Annotated in this window: 21 protein-coding genes; 17 read left to right on the top strand and 4 right to left on the bottom strand. The window is 75.9% G+C overall.

Features of this window, described 5'->3' with window-relative positions; all coding sequences use genetic code 11:
* Positions 1-10 precede the first annotated feature (10 nt).
* From E5225_RS14615 to E5225_RS14600, 4 genes are all read left to right on the top strand, one after another.
* Positions 11-1,342: an ROK family transcriptional regulator gene (locus tag E5225_RS14615; protein ID WP_135973904.1), complete on the top strand. Its 1,332-nt coding sequence runs from the start codon at positions 11-13 to the stop codon at positions 1,340-1,342.
* 200 nt (positions 1,343-1,542) lie between these two features.
* Entirely contained in the window at positions 1,543-2,652 is a 1,110-nt protein-coding gene (locus tag E5225_RS14610) for a lactonase family protein (RefSeq protein WP_243738279.1), read from the top strand.
* Positions 2,653-2,752: 100 nt separating this feature from the next.
* Positions 2,753-4,087, top strand: a complete 1,335-nt coding sequence (locus tag E5225_RS14605; protein WP_208012558.1) for a glycosyltransferase — start codon at positions 2,753-2,755, stop codon at positions 4,085-4,087.
* Between the two features lie 101 nt (positions 4,088-4,188).
* Positions 4,189-4,929 (top strand): phosphoglyceromutase, encoded by a 741-nt coding sequence (locus E5225_RS14600; protein ID WP_135973905.1) that lies wholly within the window; start codon positions 4,189-4,191, stop codon positions 4,927-4,929.
* A gap of 68 nt (positions 4,930-4,997) precedes the next feature.
* On the opposite strand, the gene phoU is transcribed toward E5225_RS14600, so the two are convergent.
* Positions 4,998-5,672 carry a phosphate signaling complex protein PhoU gene (gene phoU / locus E5225_RS14595; RefSeq protein ID WP_135973906.1) on the bottom strand — a complete coding sequence of 225 codons (675 nt, stop codon included), beginning with the start codon at positions 5,670-5,672 and terminating at the stop codon, positions 4,998-5,000.
* A 163-nt stretch (positions 5,673-5,835) separates the two neighbouring features.
* Here phoU and E5225_RS14590 point away from each other — a divergent pair, with 163 nt between their 5' ends.
* The 6 genes from E5225_RS14590 (at position 5,836) to pstB (ending at position 12,074) form a co-directional block, all read left to right on the top strand.
* Positions 5,836-7,032: a sensor histidine kinase gene (locus E5225_RS14590; RefSeq protein WP_135973915.1), complete on the top strand. Its 1,197-nt coding sequence runs from the start codon at positions 5,836-5,838 to the stop codon at positions 7,030-7,032.
* Positions 7,029-7,745 (top strand): response regulator transcription factor, encoded by a 717-nt coding sequence (locus tag E5225_RS14585; RefSeq protein ID WP_135973907.1) that lies wholly within the window; start codon positions 7,029-7,031, stop codon positions 7,743-7,745. Before E5225_RS14590 ends, E5225_RS14585 begins: the two co-directional genes overlap by 4 nt.
* A 171-nt stretch (positions 7,746-7,916) precedes the next feature.
* On the top strand, positions 7,917-9,041 hold the full coding sequence (gene pstS, locus E5225_RS14580) for a phosphate ABC transporter substrate-binding protein PstS (protein WP_135973908.1): 1,125 nt from the start codon (positions 7,917-7,919) through the stop codon (positions 9,039-9,041).
* A gap of 146 nt (positions 9,042-9,187) precedes the next feature.
* Positions 9,188-10,195, top strand: coding sequence for a phosphate ABC transporter permease subunit PstC (pstC, locus tag E5225_RS14575; RefSeq protein ID WP_135973909.1), 1,008 nt, complete (start codon positions 9,188-9,190; stop codon positions 10,193-10,195).
* Positions 10,195-11,256, top strand: coding sequence for a phosphate ABC transporter permease PstA (gene pstA, locus E5225_RS14570; protein ID WP_135973910.1), 1,062 nt, complete (start codon positions 10,195-10,197; stop codon positions 11,254-11,256). Before pstC ends, pstA begins: the two co-directional genes overlap by 1 nt.
* 38 nt (positions 11,257-11,294) lie before the next feature.
* On the top strand, positions 11,295-12,074 hold the full coding sequence (pstB, locus tag E5225_RS14565; RefSeq protein WP_135973911.1) for a phosphate ABC transporter ATP-binding protein PstB: 780 nt from the start codon (positions 11,295-11,297) through the stop codon (positions 12,072-12,074).
* Between the two features lie 61 nt (positions 12,075-12,135).
* On the opposite strand, the gene E5225_RS14560 is transcribed toward pstB, so the two are convergent.
* Positions 12,136-12,780, bottom strand: a complete 645-nt coding sequence (locus E5225_RS14560; protein WP_208012559.1) for a hypothetical protein — start codon at positions 12,778-12,780, stop codon at positions 12,136-12,138.
* Positions 12,781-13,083: 303 nt separating this feature from the next.
* Between E5225_RS14560 and E5225_RS14555 the strand changes: the two genes are divergently transcribed.
* From E5225_RS14555 to ispF, 3 genes are all read left to right on the top strand, one after another.
* On the top strand, positions 13,084-13,566 hold the full coding sequence (locus E5225_RS14555; RefSeq protein ID WP_135973343.1) for a CarD family transcriptional regulator: 483 nt from the start codon (positions 13,084-13,086) through the stop codon (positions 13,564-13,566).
* A 79-nt stretch (positions 13,567-13,645) separates the two neighbouring features.
* Positions 13,646-14,392 carry a 2-C-methyl-D-erythritol 4-phosphate cytidylyltransferase gene (gene ispD / locus E5225_RS14550; protein WP_135973344.1) on the top strand — a complete coding sequence of 249 codons (747 nt, stop codon included), beginning with the start codon at positions 13,646-13,648 and terminating at the stop codon, positions 14,390-14,392.
* Positions 14,389-14,877: a 2-C-methyl-D-erythritol 2,4-cyclodiphosphate synthase gene (gene ispF / locus E5225_RS14545; RefSeq protein WP_135973345.1), complete on the top strand. Its 489-nt coding sequence runs from the start codon at positions 14,389-14,391 to the stop codon at positions 14,875-14,877. Before ispD ends, ispF begins: the two co-directional genes overlap by 4 nt.
* On the opposite strand, the gene E5225_RS14540 is transcribed toward ispF, so the two are convergent.
* Positions 14,858-15,844 (bottom strand): EamA family transporter, encoded by a 987-nt coding sequence (locus E5225_RS14540; RefSeq protein WP_135973346.1) that lies wholly within the window; start codon positions 15,842-15,844, stop codon positions 14,858-14,860. The genes ispF and E5225_RS14540 overlap by 20 nt on opposite strands.
* A gap of 98 nt (positions 15,845-15,942) precedes the next feature.
* Here E5225_RS14540 and E5225_RS14535 point away from each other — a divergent pair, with 98 nt between their 5' ends.
* Positions 15,943-16,182, top strand: a complete 240-nt coding sequence (locus tag E5225_RS14535) for a hypothetical protein (protein ID WP_135973347.1) — start codon at positions 15,943-15,945, stop codon at positions 16,180-16,182.
* Between the two features lie 56 nt (positions 16,183-16,238).
* Here E5225_RS14535 and E5225_RS14530 read toward each other — a convergent pair whose 3' ends face one another.
* On the bottom strand, positions 16,239-17,219 hold the full coding sequence (locus E5225_RS14530; RefSeq protein ID WP_135973348.1) for an alcohol dehydrogenase catalytic domain-containing protein: 981 nt from the start codon (positions 17,217-17,219) through the stop codon (positions 16,239-16,241).
* A gap of 519 nt (positions 17,220-17,738) precedes the next feature.
* Between E5225_RS14530 and E5225_RS14525 the strand changes: the two genes are divergently transcribed.
* The 3 genes from E5225_RS14525 (at position 17,739) to rlmB (ending at position 21,080) form a co-directional block, all read left to right on the top strand.
* Positions 17,739-18,557, top strand: a complete 819-nt coding sequence (locus tag E5225_RS14525) for a TetR/AcrR family transcriptional regulator (RefSeq protein WP_135973349.1) — start codon at positions 17,739-17,741, stop codon at positions 18,555-18,557.
* A gap of 88 nt (positions 18,558-18,645) precedes the next feature.
* Positions 18,646-20,088: a cysteine--tRNA ligase gene (gene cysS / locus E5225_RS14520; RefSeq protein ID WP_135973350.1), complete on the top strand. Its 1,443-nt coding sequence runs from the start codon at positions 18,646-18,648 to the stop codon at positions 20,086-20,088.
* Entirely contained in the window at positions 20,088-21,080 is a 993-nt protein-coding gene (gene rlmB, locus E5225_RS14515; RefSeq protein WP_135973351.1) for a 23S rRNA (guanosine(2251)-2'-O)-methyltransferase RlmB, read from the top strand. The genes cysS and rlmB overlap by 1 nt, the downstream gene beginning before the upstream one ends.
* The last annotated feature ends 48 nt before the right edge of the window (positions 21,081-21,128 follow it).

Raw genomic sequence — 21,128 nt, 5'->3', positions numbered from 1 at the left:
GGGTCAAGCCATGGCCGAGGCGAGCGACGACGCGCACCCCGCCGGTGGCGCGTCGGCGCCGGAGCGACCGGGCGTCGCGGACGACCCCGACGCCCCCCGCCGCACCCGGCACGGCCGCGCCGCCGAGCGCGTGCCGGACCCGGTGCGCGCCCGCCGCCAGGAGCACCTGCGCGAGCACAACCTCTCGGTGGCGCTCGCGAGCGTCGTCGACGCGACCGCGCCGCCCTCCCGCGCGCAGATCGCCGCCGCCACCGGCCTCGCCCGCGGCACCGTCACCGGCCTCGTCGACGTGCTCATCGAGGCCGGGCTGGTCCGCGAGCTCGACCCCGTCGCGGTCCCGCGCGCGGGGCGTCCGGCGGTGCCGCTCGTGCCGGCCGCGGGACGGATCGCGGGCGTCGGCATGGAGGTCAACGTCGACTACCTCGGCGTGCGCGTCGTGGACCTCGCCGGCGGTGTGCTCGTGGAGCGCGTCGAGCAGGACGACCTGCGCGGGGCCGACCCGGGTGACGTGCTCGACCGGCTCGCCGCCCTCGCGGGCCCCGTGCTCGCCGGCCTGCAGGCCGACGGCGTCCGCGTCGCGGGGACCGCCCTCGCGCTGCCCGGGCTCGTCGACCGGGTGACCGGGCCCCTGCGCGTGGCGCCGAACCTGGGCTGGCGGGACGTCGACGTCGTCGCCCGCCTCGCCGCCGACCCCGTGCTCGCCTCGTTCCCGCCCCGGCTCGCGAACGAGGCGAACCTCGCCGCCCGGGCCGAGGCGCACGTGCGCCGCGGCGCGGACGGGCCGTCGTTCCTCTACGTGTCCGGTGAGGTGGGCGTCGGTGGTGCGCTCGTGCTCGACGGCGAGATCTTCCTCGGCCGGCACGGCTGGAGCGGGGAGATCGGGCACATGGTCGTGGACGGCTCCGCACGCGGCGGCCCCGCGACGCTCGAGCGCCTCGCCGGCCAGGACGCGATCGCCACCGCGGCGGGCCTGCCCGCCGGCAGCCGCTTCGCGGAGCTCCTCGCCGCCGTCGAGGCGGGGGACCGGCGCGCCCTCGACGCCGTGCACGGCGCCGCCCGCTGGCTGGGCCTCGCGCTCGCCACGGTCGCCAACGTCGTGGACGTCGGGGCCGTCGTGCTCGGCGGGACGTTCGGGCAGCTGTACCCGCACGTCGAGGCGCCCGTGCGCGACGCGCTCGACGCGCACGTCATCTTCGCGCCGTGGTCCACGCTGGAGGTCTCGCGCGCCCGCGCCGGTGCCTACCCCGCGATGACGGGCGGCGCGCTGGCCGTGCTGCGCCAGGTCGTCGCGGAGCCGTCCGTCTGGCTGACCCCGGACGCCGCCGCCGCGTCCCCCCGCTGACCCGGCGCCCGCCCACCCTCCCGCCGGCCCCCGCCGCGCCGCCGACCTCGTCACTCGGACGCGACCTCGTCACCTGTGGATGACGAGGTCGCGCGGGAGTGACGAGGTCGCGCGGGAGTGACGAGGTCGCGTCCCGGTCCGGGGGAGGGGCGCGGGTCCACGGGACGCGCGGGCGCGCGGGCCTCCGTAGGGTCGCTCCCGTGGACGACCTGACGACGCAGCCCGAGCCCGCCACCGACGCCGAGACCCTCGCGCACGGGTCCGTCCCGCTGTGGGTGGGCACGTACCCGCGCGCGGGGATCGGCACCGAGCCGGGGCGCGGCGAGGGCGTGTGGGTCGTCGACCTGGACCCGGCCACCGGGACGCTGAACCGGCCGCGGCCGGCCGTCGAGACGCCGGCGCCGTCGTTCGTCGTGGCGCACCCGTCGGGGCGCGTGGTGTACGCGGTGGCGGAGGACGACCCGGGCACCGTGACGGCGTTCGCGGTCGACGACGAGGGCGCGCTCAGCGCCGTGGCGACCGTGCCCGTCGGTGGTGCGCACCCGTGCCACCTGCTCCTCGTCGAGGACGCCCTGTACGTGGCCTGCTACTCGGACGGCGTGCTGGCCGTCCTGCCCCTCACGCCCGACGGCGCGTTCGCGCCCGAGGTGCTCGCCGCGCCCGGCCCGGCCCGGACGTTCACCCGCGCCGGCTCGGGTCCGGTGACGGACCGGCAGGAGGGGTCGCACGCGCACTTCGTCGCCCTGACGCCGGACGCCCGGCACGTGCTCGTGTCGGACCTCGGCACGGACGAGCTGCGCCGGTACGCGCGTGCCGCCGACGGCACGCTGACCGACGACGGCGTCGCCGCGACCCTGCCGCCCGGCACCGGCCCGCGGCACGTCGCGTTCGCACCGGACGCGCGCCACCTGTACGTCGTGGGGGAGCTCGACGCGGCCGTGCACGTGCTCGCGTGGGACGCGGCCTCGGCGACGGGCCACCCGGTGGCGGCCGCGCCCGCCGTCGACGCCGCGCACGCGGGCGGGGCGGCGCCCTCCCCGTCCCACGTGCTGCTCGAGGGGGACCGCCTCCTGCTCGGGGTGCGCGGTGCCGACGTCGTGACGACGTACCCGGTGGCGGCGGACGGGTCGCTCGGCGCGGGCACGTCGTCGCCGCTGGGCGGCCGGACGCCGCGGCACCTGGACGTCGTCGCCGACTGGACCGTGGTGGCGCTGCAGGACTCGCACGCGGTGGTCGTCCTGGACCACGACGGCACGGAGGTCGGCAGGGCGCCGATCCCGTCGCCCGCGTGCATCACCCGCGTGCGCTGACCGCGGCCCGGGCCACCGGCCGGCACGTCGGCGGCGGCCGCGACCTCCGGCGGCCGCGGCCGTGGCGTGCGCGGGCCGCCCGCCGCGTGACAATGGGCACGTGACCGTCGAGCGCGCACCCCGGGTGGCCATGCTCTCGGTGCACACGTCCCCCCTGGACCAGCCCGGGACGGGCGACGCCGGCGGCATGAACGTGTACGTGCTCGAGCTGTCCCGCGCGCTGGCCGCCCGCGGTGCGCGCGTCGAGATCTTCACGCGCGCGACGTCGTCCGACCTGCCCGAGACGGTCGTCCTCGACGGGACGACGGCCGACGGCCGCGTCCTCGCCGGCACGGAGGCCCGCGACGTCCTGCTGGCCGCGGACGTGCCGGCCGGCGTCGTGCCGCCGGTGCTCGTGCACCACGTGCCGGCCGGACCGTTCGAGGCCCTCGACAAGAACGACCTGCCGGGCGTCCTGTGCGCCATGGCGGCCGGCGTCCTGCGCTCGGAGGCGGCCCGGCGGCCCGGCTGGTACGACGTCGTGCACTCGCACTACTGGCTCTCGGGGCAGGTCGGCGCGCTCGCCGCCCAGCGCTGGGAGGTCCCGCTCGTGCACACCGCGCACACCCTCGCGCGCGTGAAGAACGCGAGCCTCGGCCCCGGCGACTCCCCGGAGCCGACCGTGCGGATCGTGGGGGAGGAGCAGGTCGTCGCGGAGGCGGACGCGCTCGTCGCGTCCACGCCGGTCGAGGCGCGCGAGCTCGTCGACCTCTACGCCGCCGACCCGCAGCGGGTGCACGTCGTCGAGCCGGGTGTCGACCTGGACCGGTTCGCCCCCGCCGCGCCCGGCGGGCGCGAGGCCGCCCGCCGCGCCGTGGGCCTGCCGCTCGACCGGCAGGTCGTCCTGTTCGCGGGGCGGGTGCAGGCGCTCAAGGCCCCCGACGTGCTGGTCCGCGCCCTCGGCGTGCTGAAGGCGACGGGCCGGCCGGTCCCGCTGCTCGTCGTGCTCGGCGGCCCGAGCGGCCGCGTGACGGCCGTGCGTGAGCTGCTCGCGCTCGCCTCGACCTGCGGCGTCGCGGACGACGTCCTCGTCCACCCGCCGGCGCCGCGCCACCGCCTGCCGCTGTGGTACCACGCGGCCGACGTCGTCGCGATGCCGTCGCGCTCCGAGTCCTTCGGGCTCGTCGCCGCGGAGGCGCAGGCCAGCGGCGTCCCGGTGCTCGCCGCAGCCGTGGGCGGGCTGCGCACCGTCGTCGACGACGGCGTGTCCGGCCGGCTCGTCCCGGGCCACGACCCCGCGCGCTGGGCCGACGCGGTCGCCGACGCGCTCGCGGACGACGACCGACGCGCCGCGTGGGGCCGCGCGGCCCGCGGCGTCGCCGAGCGCTTCGGCTGGGACACCGCCGCGGACCAGCTGGTCAAGGTCTACACGGTCGCCGCCGAGCAGCGCCGCTGACCCCTCGCGCGACCGGGCCGCCGACGGCCGGCCGGCCACGCGCCCGGCTCCGGGACGGACGTCCCTGCGCCCGCCCGGCGGGCCTGCGGCAGGATGGGTCCATGACCTACACCCTCGTGCTGCTCCGCCACGGCGAGAGCGAGTGGAACGCCAAGAACCTGTTCACCGGCTGGGTCGACGTGCCGTTGTCGGAGAAGGGCGTCGGGGAGGCCAAGCGCGGCGGCACGCTGCTGACCGACGCGGGCGTGCTGCCGGACGTCGTGCACACGTCGCTCCTGCGCCGTGCGATCACGACCGCGAACTACGCGCTCGACGTGGCCGACCGCCTCTGGATCCCGGTGAAGCGCTCGTGGCGCCTGAACGAGCGCCACTACGGCGCGCTGCAGGGCAAGAACAAGAAGCAGACGCTCGAGGAGTACGGCGAGGAGCAGTTCATGCTCTGGCGCCGCTCGTACGACGTCCCGCCGCCCGAGATCGAGCTCGGCAGCGAGTTCTCGCAGGACACGGACCCGCGCTACGCCGGTGAGCCCATCCCGCGCACCGAGGCGCTCGCGCAGGTGCTCGTCCGCGCGCTGCCCTACTGGGACGCCGAGATCGTGCCCGACCTGCAGGCCGGCAAGACGGTCCTGGTGGCGGCGCACGGCAACTCCATCCGCGCGCTGGTCAAGCACCTCGACGACGTCGACGAGCAGACGATCGCCGGCATCAACATCCCCACCGGCATCCCGCTGCTCTACGAGCTCGACGAGGAGACGCTGAAGCCCACGGTCACGGGCGGCACGTACCTCGACCCCGAGGCCGCGAAGGCCGCGATCGCCGCGGTGGCGAACCAGGGTCGCTGACCACGACGAGGCGAGGCGCCCGCCCCCTCCCCGGGTCGGGCGCCTCGCGGTACGGGCGGTGCGGCGGGTCAGCCCGAGCGCACCGCGGCCGGGTCCAGCGCGTGCGCGGCGTCGCCCGTGACGAGGTAGCCGACGCGGCGCGCGACCGACACCCCGTGGTCCCCGAACCGCTCGTAGTACCGGCCGAGCAGGGTCACGTCGACCGTCACCTGCGCGGGGCGGTCCCAGTCGCCCGACAGCATCGCGGTGAAGGTGTCGGTGTGCAGCTGGTCGAGCAGGTCGTCGTCCTGCTCGATGCTCACGGCGAGGTCGAGGTCGCGCGTCTCCAGCAGGGTCGTGGTGCGGCGTGCGACGCGGACCGCCGCGTCCTGCATCTGCGTGAACGTCGACTCGAGGCCCGCGGGCACGGCCGCGGCGGGGTACCGCAGCCGGGCCACCTGGGCGACGTGCCGGGCGAGGTCGCCCATGCGCTCGAGGGACGCGCTCATGCGCAGCGCCGAGACGACGACGCGCAGGTCGGTGGCGACGGGCTGCTGCTGCGCGAGGAGGCGCACGCACCGCTCGTCGAGGTCCTGCTCGAGGGCGTCGATCGCGAGGTCGTCGGCGATCACCGACTCGGCGAGCCCGAGGTCCGCCGTCAGCAGCGCGACGCCGGCGTGGGTGATGGCTTGCTCGACCCGGCCGCTCATGGCCACCAGGTCCTCACCGAGCTGCTTGAGCTCGTTGTTGAAGATGTCCCGCATGTGATCCCTTCCTGCGCGCAGGTGCGCCGTGCGGCCCACACCGTGGCACGGCCCGGTGAACGTCGGCCACCGCGCAGGTGAACACCCGGAGGCCGTCCGGCGTCCCGCCCGGCACCGGCCGGATCCGCCCGGGGCGTCGGCCTACTGTGGCCTCGTGGAGTGGATGAACGGGCTCGCGCCGCTGGTGGCCGGGGCGCTCGGCGTGCTGGTGGGCGCGGTCGCCGTGGGTGCCTTCCGGTGGAGCGAGCGGTCCCAGCACACGGTGCCGCCGCAGCCCGAGCCGGAGCTCGACGACGGCCTCGTGCGCGCGCTCGCGGTGCTGCGGTCGGCGGCGGTCGTCCTCGACCCGGAGGACCGGGTGGTGCGAGCCAGCCCGCCGGCGCACGCGCTCGGGCTGGTGCGCGACGGCCGGCTCGTGCACGCGGCGATGCGCGACCTCGTGGCCGCGGTGCGCCGGGACGGCGTCATCCGCGACGAGGAGGTCGACGTCCCGCGCGGTCCCGTGGGCCCGGGCCGGCTGCTCGTTCAGGCGCGCGTCGCGCAGGTGACGCCCGAGCACGTGCTGCTCCTCGCGGAGGACCTCACGCAGGCTCGCCGCCTCGAGGCGATCCGCCGCGACTTCGTCGTCAACGTGTCGCACGAGCTGAAGACGCCCGTCGGCGCGCTGTCGCTGCTGGCCGAGACGGTGCAGGACGCCGCCGACGACCCGCAGGCCGTGCGCCGGTTCGCGGGGCGCATGCAGGCGGAGGCGACCCGGCTGTCGGCGCTCGTGCACGAGATCATCGAGCTGTCCCGGCTGCAGGCGACCGGGGCGCTCGAGGAGGCCGAGCCGGTCGAGGTCGACGAGGTCGTCGCCGAGGCCGTGGACCGTGCCCGCACGGGCGCGGACGCCAAGCGGGTGCGCGTCAGCACGGGCGGCGAGAGCGGCGTGACCGTCTTCGGCGACCACAACCTGCTCGTCACCGCGGTGCGCAACCTGCTCGACAACGCGGTGGCGTACTCACCGGCGGGCACGCAGGTCGCCGTGGGCGTCCGGCGCCGCGGGGAGCTCGTCGAGATCGCGGTCGTCGACGAGGGCGTCGGCATCGACCCGGCCGACCAGGAGCGCGTGTTCGAGCGGTTCTACCGCGTGGACCCGGCACGCTCGCGCGACACGGGCGGCACCGGTCTCGGTCTGTCCATCGTCAAGCACGTCGCGGCCGACCACGGCGGGGACGTGTCGGTCTGGTCGCAGCCCGGCCGCGGCTCGACGTTCACCCTCCGCCTGCCCGTCGCGGACTCCCGTCCCCCGGAGCCGCCCCCGTCCGACACCGACACCGGCACCCCGCCGGGCCGACCCCTGTCCAGGAGCAACCCGTGACCCGCATCCTGCTCGTGGAGGACGAGGAGTCCTACCGCGACCCCCTCACCTACCAGCTGACCCGCGAGGGCTACGACGTCGTCACCGCCGCGACGGGCCCCGAGGCCCTCGAACGGTTCGCCGCGGGCGGCGCCGACCTCGTCCTGCTCGACCTCATGCTGCCCGGCCTGCCCGGCACCGAGGTGTGCCGGCGCCTGCGCCTGGAGTCCGACGTGCCGGTCATCATGCTCACGGCCAAGGACGACGAGATCGACAAGGTCGTGGGCCTCGAGCTCGGCGCCGACGACTACGTGACGAAGCCCTACTCGTCGCGCGAGCTGCTCGCGCGGATCCGGGCCGTGCTGCGCCGCCGCGAGGCCGGCGCCCGCGCCGCCGCGGACGGCGAGGAGCCGGCGGACGACGGCACGCTCGAGGTCGGGGGCGTCCGCATGGACGTCGACCGGCACACCGTGCACGTGAACGGCACGCTCGTGCCGTTCCCCCTCAAGGAGTTCGAGCTGCTCGAGATGCTGCTGCGCAACCCCGGGCGCGTGCTGACCCGCGGCCAGCTGATCGACCGCGTGTGGGGCTCCGACTACGTCGGCGACACCAAGACCCTCGACGTTCACGTCAAGCGCATCCGCGCGAAGATCGAGCCGGACCCGTCGGCCCCGGCGCTGCTGACCACCGTCCGCGGCCTGGGCTACAAGCTGTCGGACCCCCGCGACGAGTGAGCGGGCCGCCGCCGACGCCCGGGGCCTGGTCGCCGGTCCTGGACGGCGCGTCTGGTCGTCCACCGTTCATCCCGGGTTCACCGAGCGCCGCCGCAGCGGTCACCTCGCGTCCCTAGCGTCGGCACCGGCCGCGCACCGACCGGTGCGCGCGGAACGACAGGATGGGTCACAGTGAAGCTCTCCCCTCGCAACCGTCTCGGTGCCGTCGCCCTCACGGGCGCCGTGGCGCTGACCCTGGCCGCGTGCAGCTCCGGTGGCAACGCCCAGGAGCCGGCCGGGACAGCCGGCGGTGACGCGCCCGCCGAGCTGAGCGGCTCGCTCGCCGGCGCCGGCGCCTCGTCCCAGGAGAAGGCCGTGGCGGGCTGGATCGCCGGTTTCGCCGACCAGTACCCCGGCGTGGTGCTCAGCTACGACGCCGTCGGCTCGGGCGGTGGCCGCGAGCAGTTCCTCGCGGGCGCCGTCCAGTTCGCGGGCTCGGACGCCGCGCTCAAGGAGGACGAGCTGGCGCAGGCCGAGGAGCGCTGCGTCGGCGGCGAGGCCGTCGAGCTGCCGCTCTACATCTCCCCGATCGCGGTCGTCTACAACCTCCCGGACGTGGACGCGGAGCACCTGAACATGTCGGCCGCCACCATCGCCAAGATCTTCAACCGCGAGATCACGTCCTGGGACGACCCGGCGATCGCCGCCGAGAACCCCGACGTCGAGCTCCCCGCGATCGACATCATCCCGGTCAACCGCTCCGACGAGTCCGGCACCACCGAGAACTTCACGGAGTACCTCGCCGCCGCGTCGGACGGCGCGTGGCCGCACGAGGCGAGCGGCGACTGGCCGCTGGCGGGCGGTCAGTCCGGGCAGGGCACGCAGGGCGTCATCGACACGGTCGCGGGCGCCGAGGGCGCGATCGGCTACGCCGACGCGTCGCGCGCCCAGGACCTCGGCACGGTCGCCCTCAAGGTCGGCGAGGAGTACGTGCCGTTCTCGGCCGAGGCGGCCGCGGCGGTCGTCGACGCCTCCCCGCGTGCCGAGGGCGCGACCGAGAACCGTCTCGTCGTCGACCTCGACCGCACCACGACCGAGCCCGGCACCTACCCGCTGGTGCTCGTCTCGTACCACCTCGCCTGCTCGGTGTACGAGGACCAGGCCGACGCCGACAACGTCAAGGCGTACCTGACCTACGTCGCCAGCGAGGCCGGCCAGGAGCGTGCGGCCGACCCGGGCGTCGCGGGTGCCGCCCCGATCTCGGCGGAGCTGCGCGGCGAGGTCCAGGCCGCGATCGACTCGATCACCGCGGGCTGAGGGAGCCGACCCGCGTGACCGCAGCGGACGGGAGCCGTCCCGGGACGCGACGTCCCGGGGCGGCTCCTGCCCTGCGTGCCGGCGGGTCGCGTCCGCCGGCGGCACCCCGCACGACACCCTCCCCACCCCCACCCCCCGGAGAAGCCGTGGCTCTCACCACCACTCCCGCACGCCGGCCCGGTCCCGCGCCGGAGCGCGGCCCCGCCGACGCCGCCGCGGCCGTCCGCGCGGCGTCGACGGGCCGCGTCGGCGGCAAGGTCTTCGCCGGCCTGTCGACCGGGGCCGGCGTCCTCATCCTCGTGACGCTCGCCGCGGTCGCCGTCTTCCTGCTCGTCGAGGCGTGGCCCGCGCTGACGGCGTCGTCCGAGGAGCTCGGCGAGATCTCGTGGTTCGACGGTGGCTCGGTCGCCGAGTACGTCGGCCCGCTGGTGTTCGGGACGCTGCTCGCGGCGCTCCTCGCGCTGCTGCTGGCGGTGCCCGTGTCGGTCGGGATCGCGCTGTTCATCTCGCACTACGCCCCGCGGCGCCTCGCGCAGAGCCTCGGCTACCTGATCGACCTGCTCGCGGCGATCCCGTCGGTCGTCTACGGGCTGTGGGGCGCGCTGTGGCTGCTCGGCGTGGTCGACCCGTTCTTCACGTGGCTGTCCTCGACCCTCGGGTTCGTGCCGCTGTTCGCCGACTACCAGGCGCCCGCCAAGAACATCCTGTCGGCCTCGATCGTGCTCGCCGTGATGATCCTGCCGATCATCACAGCGGTCTCGCGGGAGGTGTTCCTGCAGACGCCGCGCCTGCACGAGGAGGCCTCGCTCGCCCTCGGTGCCACGCGCTGGGAGATGGTCCGCCAGGCGGTCCTGCCGTTCGGGCGCTCCGGCGTCATCAGCGCCTCGATGCTGGGTCTGGGCCGCGCGCTCGGCGAGACGATGGCCGTGCTCATGGTCATCTCGCCCGGGTTCCTGTACTCGTTCCACCTGCTCCAGCCGGGGCAGCAGCAGACCATCGCGGCGAACATCGCCTCGAAGTTCCCGGAGGCGAGCGGGCTGTCGGTGAGCGCGCTCATCGCGACGGGCCTCGCGCTGTTCGTCATCACGTTCGTGGTCAACTTCGCAGCGCGCTGGGTCATCGCGCGGCGCGCCGAGTTCTCGGGAGCCAACTGATGGCCGTCGACACCGCCCACGCCGGCTCCTCGCTCGTGGACCCGGGGCACGGCCGGCTGCCCGGCTGGAGCACCTGGGCGTTCGCCGGCGGCGGCCTGGTCGCGGCGTTCCTGCTGCTGCTCGTCCTCGGGTCGCCCACCGTCGCCGGTGTGGTCGCGCTCGGCGCGGTGCTGTTCGCGGTCGGGTCGACCGTCGCCTCGTTCGTCGTCGAGGGCCGCCGCCGCGCGGTGGACCGCCTCGCCACGACGCTCGTCACGGGCGCCTTCCTGCTCGCGCTGATCCCGCTGGTGTCGCTGATCCTGCTCGTCGTCGGCCGCGGGACGCGGTCGTTCAGCTGGACGTTCCTCACGACCGACATGATCGGCGTGTTCGGGGACATGGCCGAGGGCGGCGTCGCGCACGCGATCCTCGGCACGCTGCTCATCACGTTCGCGGCGGCCGTCATCTCCGTGCCGATCGGGCTGCTCACGGCCATCTACCTCGTCGAGTACGGCCGCGGGCCGCTCGCCCGGGCCATCACGTTCCTCGTCGACGTCATGACGGGCATCCCGTCGATCGTCGCCGGCCTGTTCGGCTTCGCGCTGTTCACGCTGGTGTTCGGCCCGGCGTACCGCGCGGGCGTCATGGGCGCCGTCGCGCTGGCCCTGCTGATGACGCCGGTCGTCATCCGCTCGGTGGAGGAGATGCTGCGGCTGGTGCCGAACGAGCTCCGCGAGGCGTCCTACGCGCTGGGCGTGCCCAAGTGGCTGACCATCGTCAAGGTCGTCCTGCGCACCGCCGTCGCGGGCATCGTCACGGGCGTCATGCTGGCCCTGGCGCGCGTGATCGGCGAGACCGCGCCCCTGCTGCTCACCGTCGGCCTCGTCACGCAGGTGAACACGGACCTGTTCGACGGGCGCATGGCCACCCTGCCCGTGTTCGCGTACCGGCAGTACGAGCAGGGCGGCACGGGCATCGACCGCGCCTGGGCCGCCGCGCTCACCCTCATCCTCATCGTCATGCTGCTCAACCTGCTCGCCCGGTTGATCAGCCGCTGGTTCGCCCCCCGGGGCGCCCGCTGACCGCTCGATCCGTCCCGGATCACGAAAAGGAGCACCCCATGTCCAAGCGGATCGACGTCTCGGACCTCGACGTCTACTACGGCGACTTCCTCGCCGTCGAGGGCGTCACGATGGCCATCGAGGCCCGCCAGGCCACCGCGCTCATCGGCCCCTCGGGCTGCGGCAAGTCGACGTTCCTGCGCACCCTCAACCGCATGCACGAGGTGATCCCCGGCGCGCGCGTGACGGGCAAGGCGCTCATGGACGGGCAGGACCTCTACGGGTCGGACGTCGACCCGGTGACGGTGCGGCGCCAGATCGGGATGGTGTTCCAGCGCCCGAACCCGTTCCCCACCATGTCCATCGCGGACAACGTCCTCGCGGGCGCCAAGCTGAACAACCGCCGCATGTCCAAGGGCGACTCGCAGGACCTCGTCGAGCAGTCGCTGCGCGGCGCGAACCTGTGGAACGAGGTCAAGGACCGCCTCGAGCGCCCGGGCTCGTCGCTGTCCGGCGGGCAGCAGCAGCGCCTGTGCATCGCGCGCGCCATCGCCGTGCGGCCGCAGGTGCTGCTCATGGACGAGCCCTGCTCGGCCCTGGACCCCATCTCGACGCTCGCGATCGAGGACCTCATCGCCGAGCTCAAGAGCGACTACACGATCGTCATCGTCACGCACAACATGCAGCAGGCCGCGCGCGTGTCGGACCGGACGGCGTTCTTCAACATCGCCGGCACGGGCAAGCCGGGCAGGCTCGTCGAGATGGACGACACGGCGACGATGTTCTCCTCGCCGCGCGAGCAGGCCACAGAGGACTACATCTCCGGCCGCTTCGGCTGACGGGCGCGTCCGGCCGGGCGGTGTGCGCCCACCGTGCGTGCAGGGCCCGGGGGCCGGTGGGTCAGGAGTCGCCCCGCTCGCCCTCGCCCTCCGGGTCGGCGTCCTGGCCCTGCTGGGGCTCGGAGGCCTCCTGGGTCTCGCCGGGCGTCGGCGACGGCGCCGGCGTGCCGGACGGCGCCGGCGTGGCACCGAGCTGCTCGAGCAGCGGCGCGTACTCGGCGAGCGTGCCGTCGAGGACCGGCACCGAGACCGACGAGCTGCCGCCGGCCGGCGTGGAGATCGTGACGCTCGTCATGCCCCCGGGAGGGGCGGCGACCGCCGCGACCGGGACCTCGGCGGTCCGGTAGCGCCCCGGTGCGTCCGTGCCTCCCATGAGGACGGTGCCGGCGCTCGGGACGTCGACCTCGACCGCCTCGCCGCCCTCGACCGTCAGCGTCACGGTGGTGTCCTCGCCCGAGGTGTTGCTCAGCGCGCCGACGAGCAGACCGGGCGCGCCCTCGGCCTCGGTGACCACCAGGAGGTTGAGCGCGCGGACCTCGTCGACCGTGATGGCGACGCCGTCCGACGGCGGGTAGTCGGAGATCGTCGTGATCTGGTTCGTGGCGGAGCAGCCGGCGAGCACGGCGGCGGACGCGAGCGCCAGCGCGGTGAGGCGCCGGGTGGCCGTCCGGGGCGTGCGGACGGCGCGGGGGCGGGGCGTGGTCACGATGTCTCCTGCTCGACTCTGCGCTCGTCCGGCGGCGGGGCCGGCGGCGCGGGGCGGACTCCGGGCCAGCGTACCGGCGCCGCAGGGGCGGGCGAGCGCAGGGTGGGCGTGGGGCGCGCACGGGGCCGTGCACCGCGTCCCCGGCGGGGTGCGGCCGGGCGGGCGCGCGGCGCACGCCGGCGCGCCGCGCGCGAGCAGCACGCGCCTGACCTGGGGTTTCGCCGCCAGGACGGCTGTCCGACGCCGGGTTCGGGGGGGTATGGGCGTGATACCATACACGTCTGCGAAAGGGGACACCGGCAGATGACTTTCACTGTTGGGGAGACCGTCGTCTACCCGCACCACGGTGCAGCCAAGATCGAAGAGATCAAGACCCGCACGATCCGCGGCGAGGACAAGATCTACCTCAAGCTCAAGGTCGCGCACGGTGACCTCACCATCGAGGTGCCCGCCGAGAACGTCGACCTCGTGGGTGTCCGCGACGTCGTCGGCCAGGAGGGCCTGGACCGCGTGTTCGAGGTGCTGCGCGCCCCGTACACGGAGGAGCCGACCAACTGGTCGCGCCGCTACAAGGCCAACCTCGAGAAGCTCCAGTCGGGCGACGTCATCAAGGTGGCGGAGGTCGTCCGCGACCTGTCGCGCCGGGACGCCGACCGTGGCCTGTCCGCCGGCGAGAAGCGCATGCTCGCCAAGGCACGCCAGATCCTCGTCTCGGAGCTGGCCCTGGCCGAGCACACCGAGGAGGACAAGGCCGAGGCCATCCTCGACGAGGTCCTCGCGTCCTGACGACGCAGCGAGAGGTCCGGGCGCGCGACGCGCGCCCGGACCTCTCGCTGTGCGCCCACGTCGCCGAGCCGGGAGCCGCATGAGCGTCGCCGCCGTCCTCACCGCCGCCGGGAGCGGCTCGCGCCTTGGTCACGCACTGCCCAAGGCGGTCGTCCCCGTCGCGGGCGCACCGCTCGTGACGCACGCCGCCCGCGCGCTGCTCACCGCCCGCGCCGCCGACGGCTCGCGGGTCACGGCCCTGGTCGTCACGGCCCCTGCCGAGCACGTCCACGCCGTGACGCAGGCCCTCGCGCCCGTCGCCGACCTCGGCGTGCCGGTGCGGGTCGTCGTGGGCGGCGCCACGCGGCAGGCCTCGGTGGCCGCGGGCCTCGCCGCCTTGCCCCTGGGCGTCGAGGTCGTGCTCGTGCACGACGCCGCCCGCGCGTTCGCCCCCGCGGCGCTCGTCGCGCGCGTGGTCGACGCCGTGCGCGCGGGGCACGACGCCGTCGTCCCCGGGCTGCCGGTCGTCGACACGGTCAAGCGCGTGGCGTCGTGGGACGCCGCGGGCGGTCCCGTGGTGGACACCCCGCCGCGTGAGGCGCTGCGCGCGGTCCAGACGCCGCAGGGCTTCGCCCACGACGTGCTCGTGCGCGCGCACGCGGCCGGCGCCCACCGCGCCGCCGACGAGGCCACCGCGGCGTCCGACGACGCCGGCCTGGTCGAGGCCGCCGGCGGCCGCGTGTGGATGGTGCCCGGGGACGAGCGGGCCGCCAAGATCACCACCCCCCGCGACGTCGTGCTCGCCGAGGCGTGGCACGCGGCGCCCACCCCCGGAGGACCGTCGTGAACCTGCGCACCGGCATCGGCGTCGACGTGCACGCCTACGACCCCGACCCCGCGCCCGGGGCCGTCCTGCACCTCGCCGGCCTCGAGTGGCCCGGCGAGACGCCGCTGGCCGGCCACTCCGACGCGGACGTCGCGGCGCACGCCGCCGCCGACGCCCTGCTGTCCGCGTCCGCCCTGGGTGACCTCGGCGCGCAGTTCGGCACGAGCGACCCCCGCTGGGCCGGGGCCTCGGGTGCGGCGCTGCTCGCGGAGACGGCGCGGCGGGTGCGCGAGGCCGGGTTCACCATCGGCAACGTCGCGGTGCAGGTCGTCGGCAACCGCCCGCGGCTGGGCCCGCGCCGCGCCGAGGCGCAGGCGGTGCTGTCCGCGGCGTGCGGGGCCCCCGTCACGGTGACGGCGACGACGACCGACGGGCTCGGGCTCACGGGCCGCGGCGAGGGCGTCGCGGCGATCGCGACGGCGCTCGTCACCGCGCCGGGGGACTGACCTCCGCGGGCTCGGTCGTCCCGCTGCCGTGGTCGCGCACCGGCGGATCCCCCGCCCCGGCCGGCGCCTCGTGCGCCGGCGGCGCGGTGCGTCGGCGCCCCTGGACGCTGCCGAGCAGCACGCCGCCCACCACGAGGCCGCCCAGCAGCAGCTCCGCCGGCGCGGGCGACTCGTCCAGCACGAGCCACGACGACCCGATCCCGACCACGGGCACGAGCATCGAGAACGGCGCGACCACGCTCGACGGGTGCCGCACCATGAGCCACGTCCACAGGCCCGAGCCGACGAGCGTCGCGACGAGCACCGTGAACAGCAGGCCGCCGAGGGCGGCGAGGCCCGTGGGCGAGGTCAGGCCCGTCAGCGACGCCCGGATCCGCTCGGGCCCCTCGATCGCGAGGGCCAGCGCCAGCATGGGCAGCGGCGGCACGACCGACATCCACAGCATGAGCCGGAACGGCGAGTCCGGCTGGGCGCGCCGGTTGCAGAGGTTGCCGAGCGCCCAGCCCAGCCCGCCGCAGAGGGTGAGGACGACGGGCAGGAGCGCCGCACCGCCGTCGAGCCCGGCGCGGTGCACGGCGATGCCGGCCAGGCCCGTGACGGCCACCGCCACGCCGAGGCCCTGGCGGCCCGTCAGGCGCTCGCGCAGCAGCACGGCGGCGAGGAGCACCGTGAACGGCGCCGAGGACTGCAGGACGAGCGACGCCAGCCCGGCGGGCATGCCGTTCTCCATCGCGAGGTAGAGGAACGCGAACTGCAGCACGCCGAACCCCAGCCCGTAGCCGATGATCCACCGCCACGCGACGCGCGGGCGCGGCACCAGCAGCAGCGTCGGGACGGCGACGAGCGCCCAGCGCAGCGCCACCAGGAAGAACGGCGGGAACTGCTCGAGCGACAGGTGGATCGCGGGGAAGTTCAGTCCCCACGTGACCGCGACGAGCGCGGCGAGGAGGCGGTGGCGGGGCGGCACGCGGCGAGTATGCGCGCCGACACGGCGCGCGACCATCCTGCGGTCGAGTGCCGGACGGGCGTCGCGATCCGGACGAATCGCCGGTACCGTGCGACGGCGTGACGATGCCCAGCACCGACGAGCGCGACGACGCGCCGGCCACGGGCACGCGCGCCCCGCGACCCGCCCCAGCGCTACCCCGCCGCACGGCACCGCAGCCCGTGCGCGAGCGCAACCGTGTCGCGCTCGAGACGCTCGAGGCGACCTTCGCCGGCCTGCAGCAGATCGACGAGCGTGCGCGGCCCGTCGCCCCGCCCGACCCGCCGCCGGACGTCGAGCTGCCCTGGCCCACGCGCTGAGCACGCGCGCTGTCGGGCCGGCCGCGGTGCCGGCCGCCGCCGGCGCCGGCGGGGCGTCAGTGCACCGGCGCGTGCGCGCCCGTGGCGCGGGCGGCGTCCGTGACGAGGACGAGCTTGCCGCCCGCGTGCCCGGCGCGGGAGCGGTGGTGCGCCTGGGCGGCGTCCTCGAGGGCGTACGTCCCGGTGACGAGCACGTCGAGCGACCCGTCGGCGGCGAGGGCCGTGAGCTGGCCGCGGGCGGCGTCCCGGACGTCCGTGCCGGGGTCGGCGCCCGGCCCGTGCCCGAGGCCGCGGATGCCGAGCTCGGCGGCACGGTCGAGGGCCACGAGCGTGGCGACGCGACGGCGGTCCGCGACGAGGGCGAGCGACGTCTCGAGGGCTTCGGGCGTCCCCACGGTGTCGACGGCCGCGACGACGTCGCCGAGCCCGGCCGCCGCCTCCCGGAGGCGGTCGAGCAGCCCGGGGCCGTGCGTGACCGGGACGGCGCCGAGGCGGCTCAGGCAGGCGTGCCACCCCGGGGACGCCGTGGCGACGACGTGCGCGCCGCGCAGGACGGCGAGCTGGACGGCCATCCGCCCGACGCCGCCGGACCCGCCGTGCACCACGACGACCTCGTCGGCGTCCACCTCGGTGGCGACGACGGCGTGCAGCGCCGCCGCGCCCGCCGCCAGCAGCCCCGCGGCGGCGGGCGCCGGCAGCGAGGGCGGGCGGCGCACCAGCACCTGCTGCGGCACCGTCACGAGGTCGGCGTAGCCGCCGCGCACGGGCCACGCGGCGACCTCGTCGCCGGGGGAGAACCAGCGCACGCCCGCGCCGACGGCGCGCACGACGCCCGCCACCTCGATGCCGAGGTCGACGGGGGGCGTGCCGCCGGAGCCCGGCGCGTAGCTCTTCCAGTCCCACGGGTTCACGCCGGCCGCCTCGACGGCGACGAGCACCTGCCCCGGACCCGGCTCCGCGGACTCCCGCTGGACCACGCGCAGGACCTCGGGCCCGCCGAGCGAGCCCGCCACGACGGCACGTCCCGTGTACGTCACGGGCGAAAGCCTGTCCTGCCCGGGGTCACCCACCAAGCCGAGGGCCGTCACCCGATGGGGCGAACGTCGATTCCGCGTCACCCGTCCGGGCGCGTACGGGCGCGGCGCAGTCACAGCGTCGGCACGGGCGCCGGCGTCCGGTTCGCCCGGTCCGCGGGTGAATCGGCGTGTCGCGGCCATCTTCCGCGCGGCGTGACCCGGCCGTGCGCCCGGACCCGCGCGTGCGCCGCGTGCGGCCACCCCGGGGTGCCGGCGACGACCGAGCCGTGTCGGCGCTCGGTGCGTCCGTGCACGTCGCAGCGCTGCGGTGCCCTCCTGCGCCGGGAGGTGGGGCGTGTCGGGCAGCCCCATGGGCGGGCTGTGTCGCCGCCGGACGTGGGATGGTCGGCGCGGGCACCTGAGCGTCCGTCCAGGACAAGTGCGTGAAATCCTTGACTATCGTCACGCGGATCGATGAGATGATGACCGGGGCGTAGAGCGGGCCGGGGGGGTCGCGCACGCCACCGCGAGGAGGAAGTCATGAACCGACTGCCGGTCGCCGAGCGTCGTGAGCAGCTCATCGAGGCGGCGCTCGCCGTCGCCACCCGGGACGGGGTCGACGGCACGACTGTGCGCGCCGTCGCCGCCGAGGCCGGGGTGTCCCTCGGTGTCGTCCACTACTGCTTCCGGGACAAGGACGAGCTGCTGCGCGCGATGGCCCATGCCATCACCGAACGCAACAGCGCGCGTGCCATGGCCGAGATGCCGGACTACGCACCCGTGCTCGACCTGATCGTGGGCGTGCTCGACGGGCTGTGGGCCAACATCCGCAACACGCGGGGGCCGCAGCTGCTGACGTACGAGCTCACCACGACGTCGCTGCGGCACCCCGAGCTCCGGCAGGTCGGCGTCGACCAGTACGTCAACAGCTGGGCGGCCGCCGAGCACTTCCTCGAGGAGGTCGAGCGGGTGGCCGGCGTGACGTGGCGCGTGCCGCGCACCATGGTGGCGCGCTCGATCATCGCCGCGATCGACGGCTACTCGCTGGCGTGGCTCGTCGACGGCGACGAGGAGGCCGGCTACACCGGGCTGCGGATGTTCGCCGAGCACCTCGCCCGCCTCGCGCTGCCGGCGCCGCGGCTCGAGGTCCTGGCGGACGAGACGTCGGGCGGTGCCGCGGACGTCGACGGTCCGGCCCTCCCCGGCCCTGCGCTCAAGGGCGCGGTGCTGACCGACTCCGCGGTGCTGGCCGACTCCGCGGTGCTGGCCGACTCCGCTGTGCGGGACGAGCTCGTCGACGACAGCCCCGCACGCCGGCTCGAGGCGTCCCCCACCCCGAACCTCACCGCCCTGGCGTGAGGCGCGCCGGTGCCGGCGGCCCTCAGGGGGCGGGCCGCCGGCGCCGCGCAGGACCGGCGGGCGGCGTCCGCGCCGGTAGCCTGGTCGGGTGAGCCTGCGGCTGTTCGACAGCGGCACCCAGTCGGTGCGCGACTTCGTCCCTCTCGTCGAGGGCGAGGTCGGCCTCTACCTGTGCGGTGCCACGGTGCAGGCGCCGCCCCACATCGGGCACCTGCGCTCCGGTGTCGCGTTCGACGTGCTGGTCCGCTGGCTGCGCCGCGGGGGCACGCGCGTGACCCTGGTCCGCAACGTCACCGACATCGACGACAAGATCCTCGCCAAGGCGGCCGACGCGGGTGAGCCGTGGTGGGCGTGGGCGATGGCGAACGAGCGCGCGTTCACCGCCGCCTACGACGCGCTGGGCGTCCTGCCGCCGAGCTACGAGCCCCGGGCGACCGGCCACGTGCCCGCGATGCTCGAGCTTATGGAGCGCCTCGTCGAGCGCGGGCACGCGTACGTCGCCGGACCCGGGGACGTGTACTTCGACGTCCGCTCGTGGCCGTCCTACGGCGCCCTGACGAACCAGCGCATCGACGACATGGTCGACTCGCCCGACGACACGACCCGCGGCGGCAAGCGCGACGCCCACGACTTCGCGCTGTGGAAGGCACCGAGGCCGGGGGAGCCGCCCACCGCCTCGTGGGACACGCCGTACGGCCGCGGCCGGCCCGGGTGGCACCTGGAGTGCTCGGCGATGGCGCACCGCTACCTCGGCGAGACGTTCGACATCCACGGCGGCGGGCTCGACCTGCGCTTCCCGCACCACGAGAACGAGCAGGCGCAGTCGCACGCCGCCGGGTACGGGTTCGCGCGCTACTGGCTGCACAACGGCTGGGTCACGCAGAGCGGCGCCAAGATGAGCAAGTCGCTCGGCAACGGGCTGCTCGTCACGACGGTGCTGGAGAAGGTCCGCCCGGTCGTGCTGCGCTACGCGATGACGGCCGTGCAGTACCGCTCGATGCTGGAGTGGACCGACGACACGCTGCGCGAGGCCGAGGCGACGTGGGACCGCCTCGCCGGGTTCGTCCAGCGCGCGGTGGAGCGCGTCGGCGCCGCCGGGCCGGACGAGGTGGCGGCCGCGACGCTGCCCACCGGCTTCGCCGCCGCGATGGACGACGACCTCAACGTGCCCGCCGCGCTCGCGGTGGTGCACGAGACGCTGCGTGCGGGCAACAGCGCGCTCGCGGCGGGCGACGACGCGACGGCACGTGCCGCGATGGTCACGCTGCGGGGCATGCTCGACGTGCTGGGCCTCGACCCGGCGTCGCCGCAGTGGACGGCTGCCGCGGGCGGGGACGGCCGCGCCGAGCGCGCGCTCGCGTCGCTGGTCGCCGCCGAGATCGACGCGCGTGCGGCCGCCAGGGCCGCACGCGACTGGGCCACCGCCGACGCGATCCGCGAGCGCCTCACGGCCGCGGGCGTCGTCGTCGAGGACTCGCCGACGGGGGCGCGCTGGACGCTCGCCGCCCCCACCGACACCACGGAGGACTGATGGCCGGAAACTCCTCGCGCCGCGGCGCGACCCGTAAGGCGGGATCCAAGAAGGGCGCGACCGTCGGCACCGGCGGTCACGGGCGCCGCTCACTCGAGGGCAGGGGCCCGACGCCGAAGGCCGAGGACCGGCCCTACCACGTCGCGCACAAGCGCAAGGTGGCGGCCACGAAGGGCACGACGTCGTCCGGGCGGCCCACCGCCGGCGCGTCGCGCAGTGCCGGGGGCGCACGCGGCGGACGCACGAGCTCGACCCACGAGATGGTCGCGGGCCGCAACTCGGTGCTCGAGGCGCTGCGTGCGGGCATCCCGGTCACGACCGTCTACATCGCCACGCGGCTGGAGGCCGACGACCGCACGCGCGAGATCGTCGCGATCGCGGCCGACGCGCGCTACCCGCTGCTGGAGGTCGGCCGCGCCGAGCTCGACCGGCTCACCGACGACGCGGTGCACCAGGGCGTGGCGCTGCAGGTGCCGCCGTACGAGTACGCCGAGCCGGACGACCTGCTCGACGCGGCCGAGGTCGCCGGGGTGCCGCCCCTGGTGGTCGCGCTCGACGGCGTCACCGACCCCCGCAACCTCGGCGCCGTGCTGCGCTCCGCGGGGGCCTTCGGCGCGCACGGCGTGCTGGTGCCGGAGCGGCGCTCGGCCGGGGTCACGGCGGCCGCGTGGAAGGTCTCCGCCGGCGCGGCGGCGCGCGTGCCCGTCGCCCGGGCCACGAACCTCACCCGTGCCCTGCAGGCGTACCGGCAGGCCGGCGTGTTCGTCGTCGGCCTGGACGCGGGCGGGGACGTGCCGCTCGCCGAGCTGCCGTACGCGAACGACCCGCTGGTGCTGGTCGTCGGGTCGGAGGGCAAGGGCCTGTCGCGCCTCGTGCGCGAGCAGTGCGACGCGATCGCGTCCATCCCTATCGCGTCCGCCGTCGAGTCGCTCAACGCCGGCGTGGCCGCGGGCATCGCGCTGTACGAGGTCGCGCGCCAGCGGACCGCCTGACACGCCCGGGTCCCGTGCCCGCACGACCACGGCGCCGCTCCTCCGAGA

This window comes from Cellulomonas shaoxiangyii (genome assembly GCF_004798685.1).
GTDB lineage: Bacteria > Actinomycetota > Actinomycetes > Actinomycetales > Cellulomonadaceae > Cellulomonas > Cellulomonas shaoxiangyii.
Note: the sequence above shows the minus strand (reverse complement) of the source record. Positions and strands in the feature narration are given on the sequence as shown.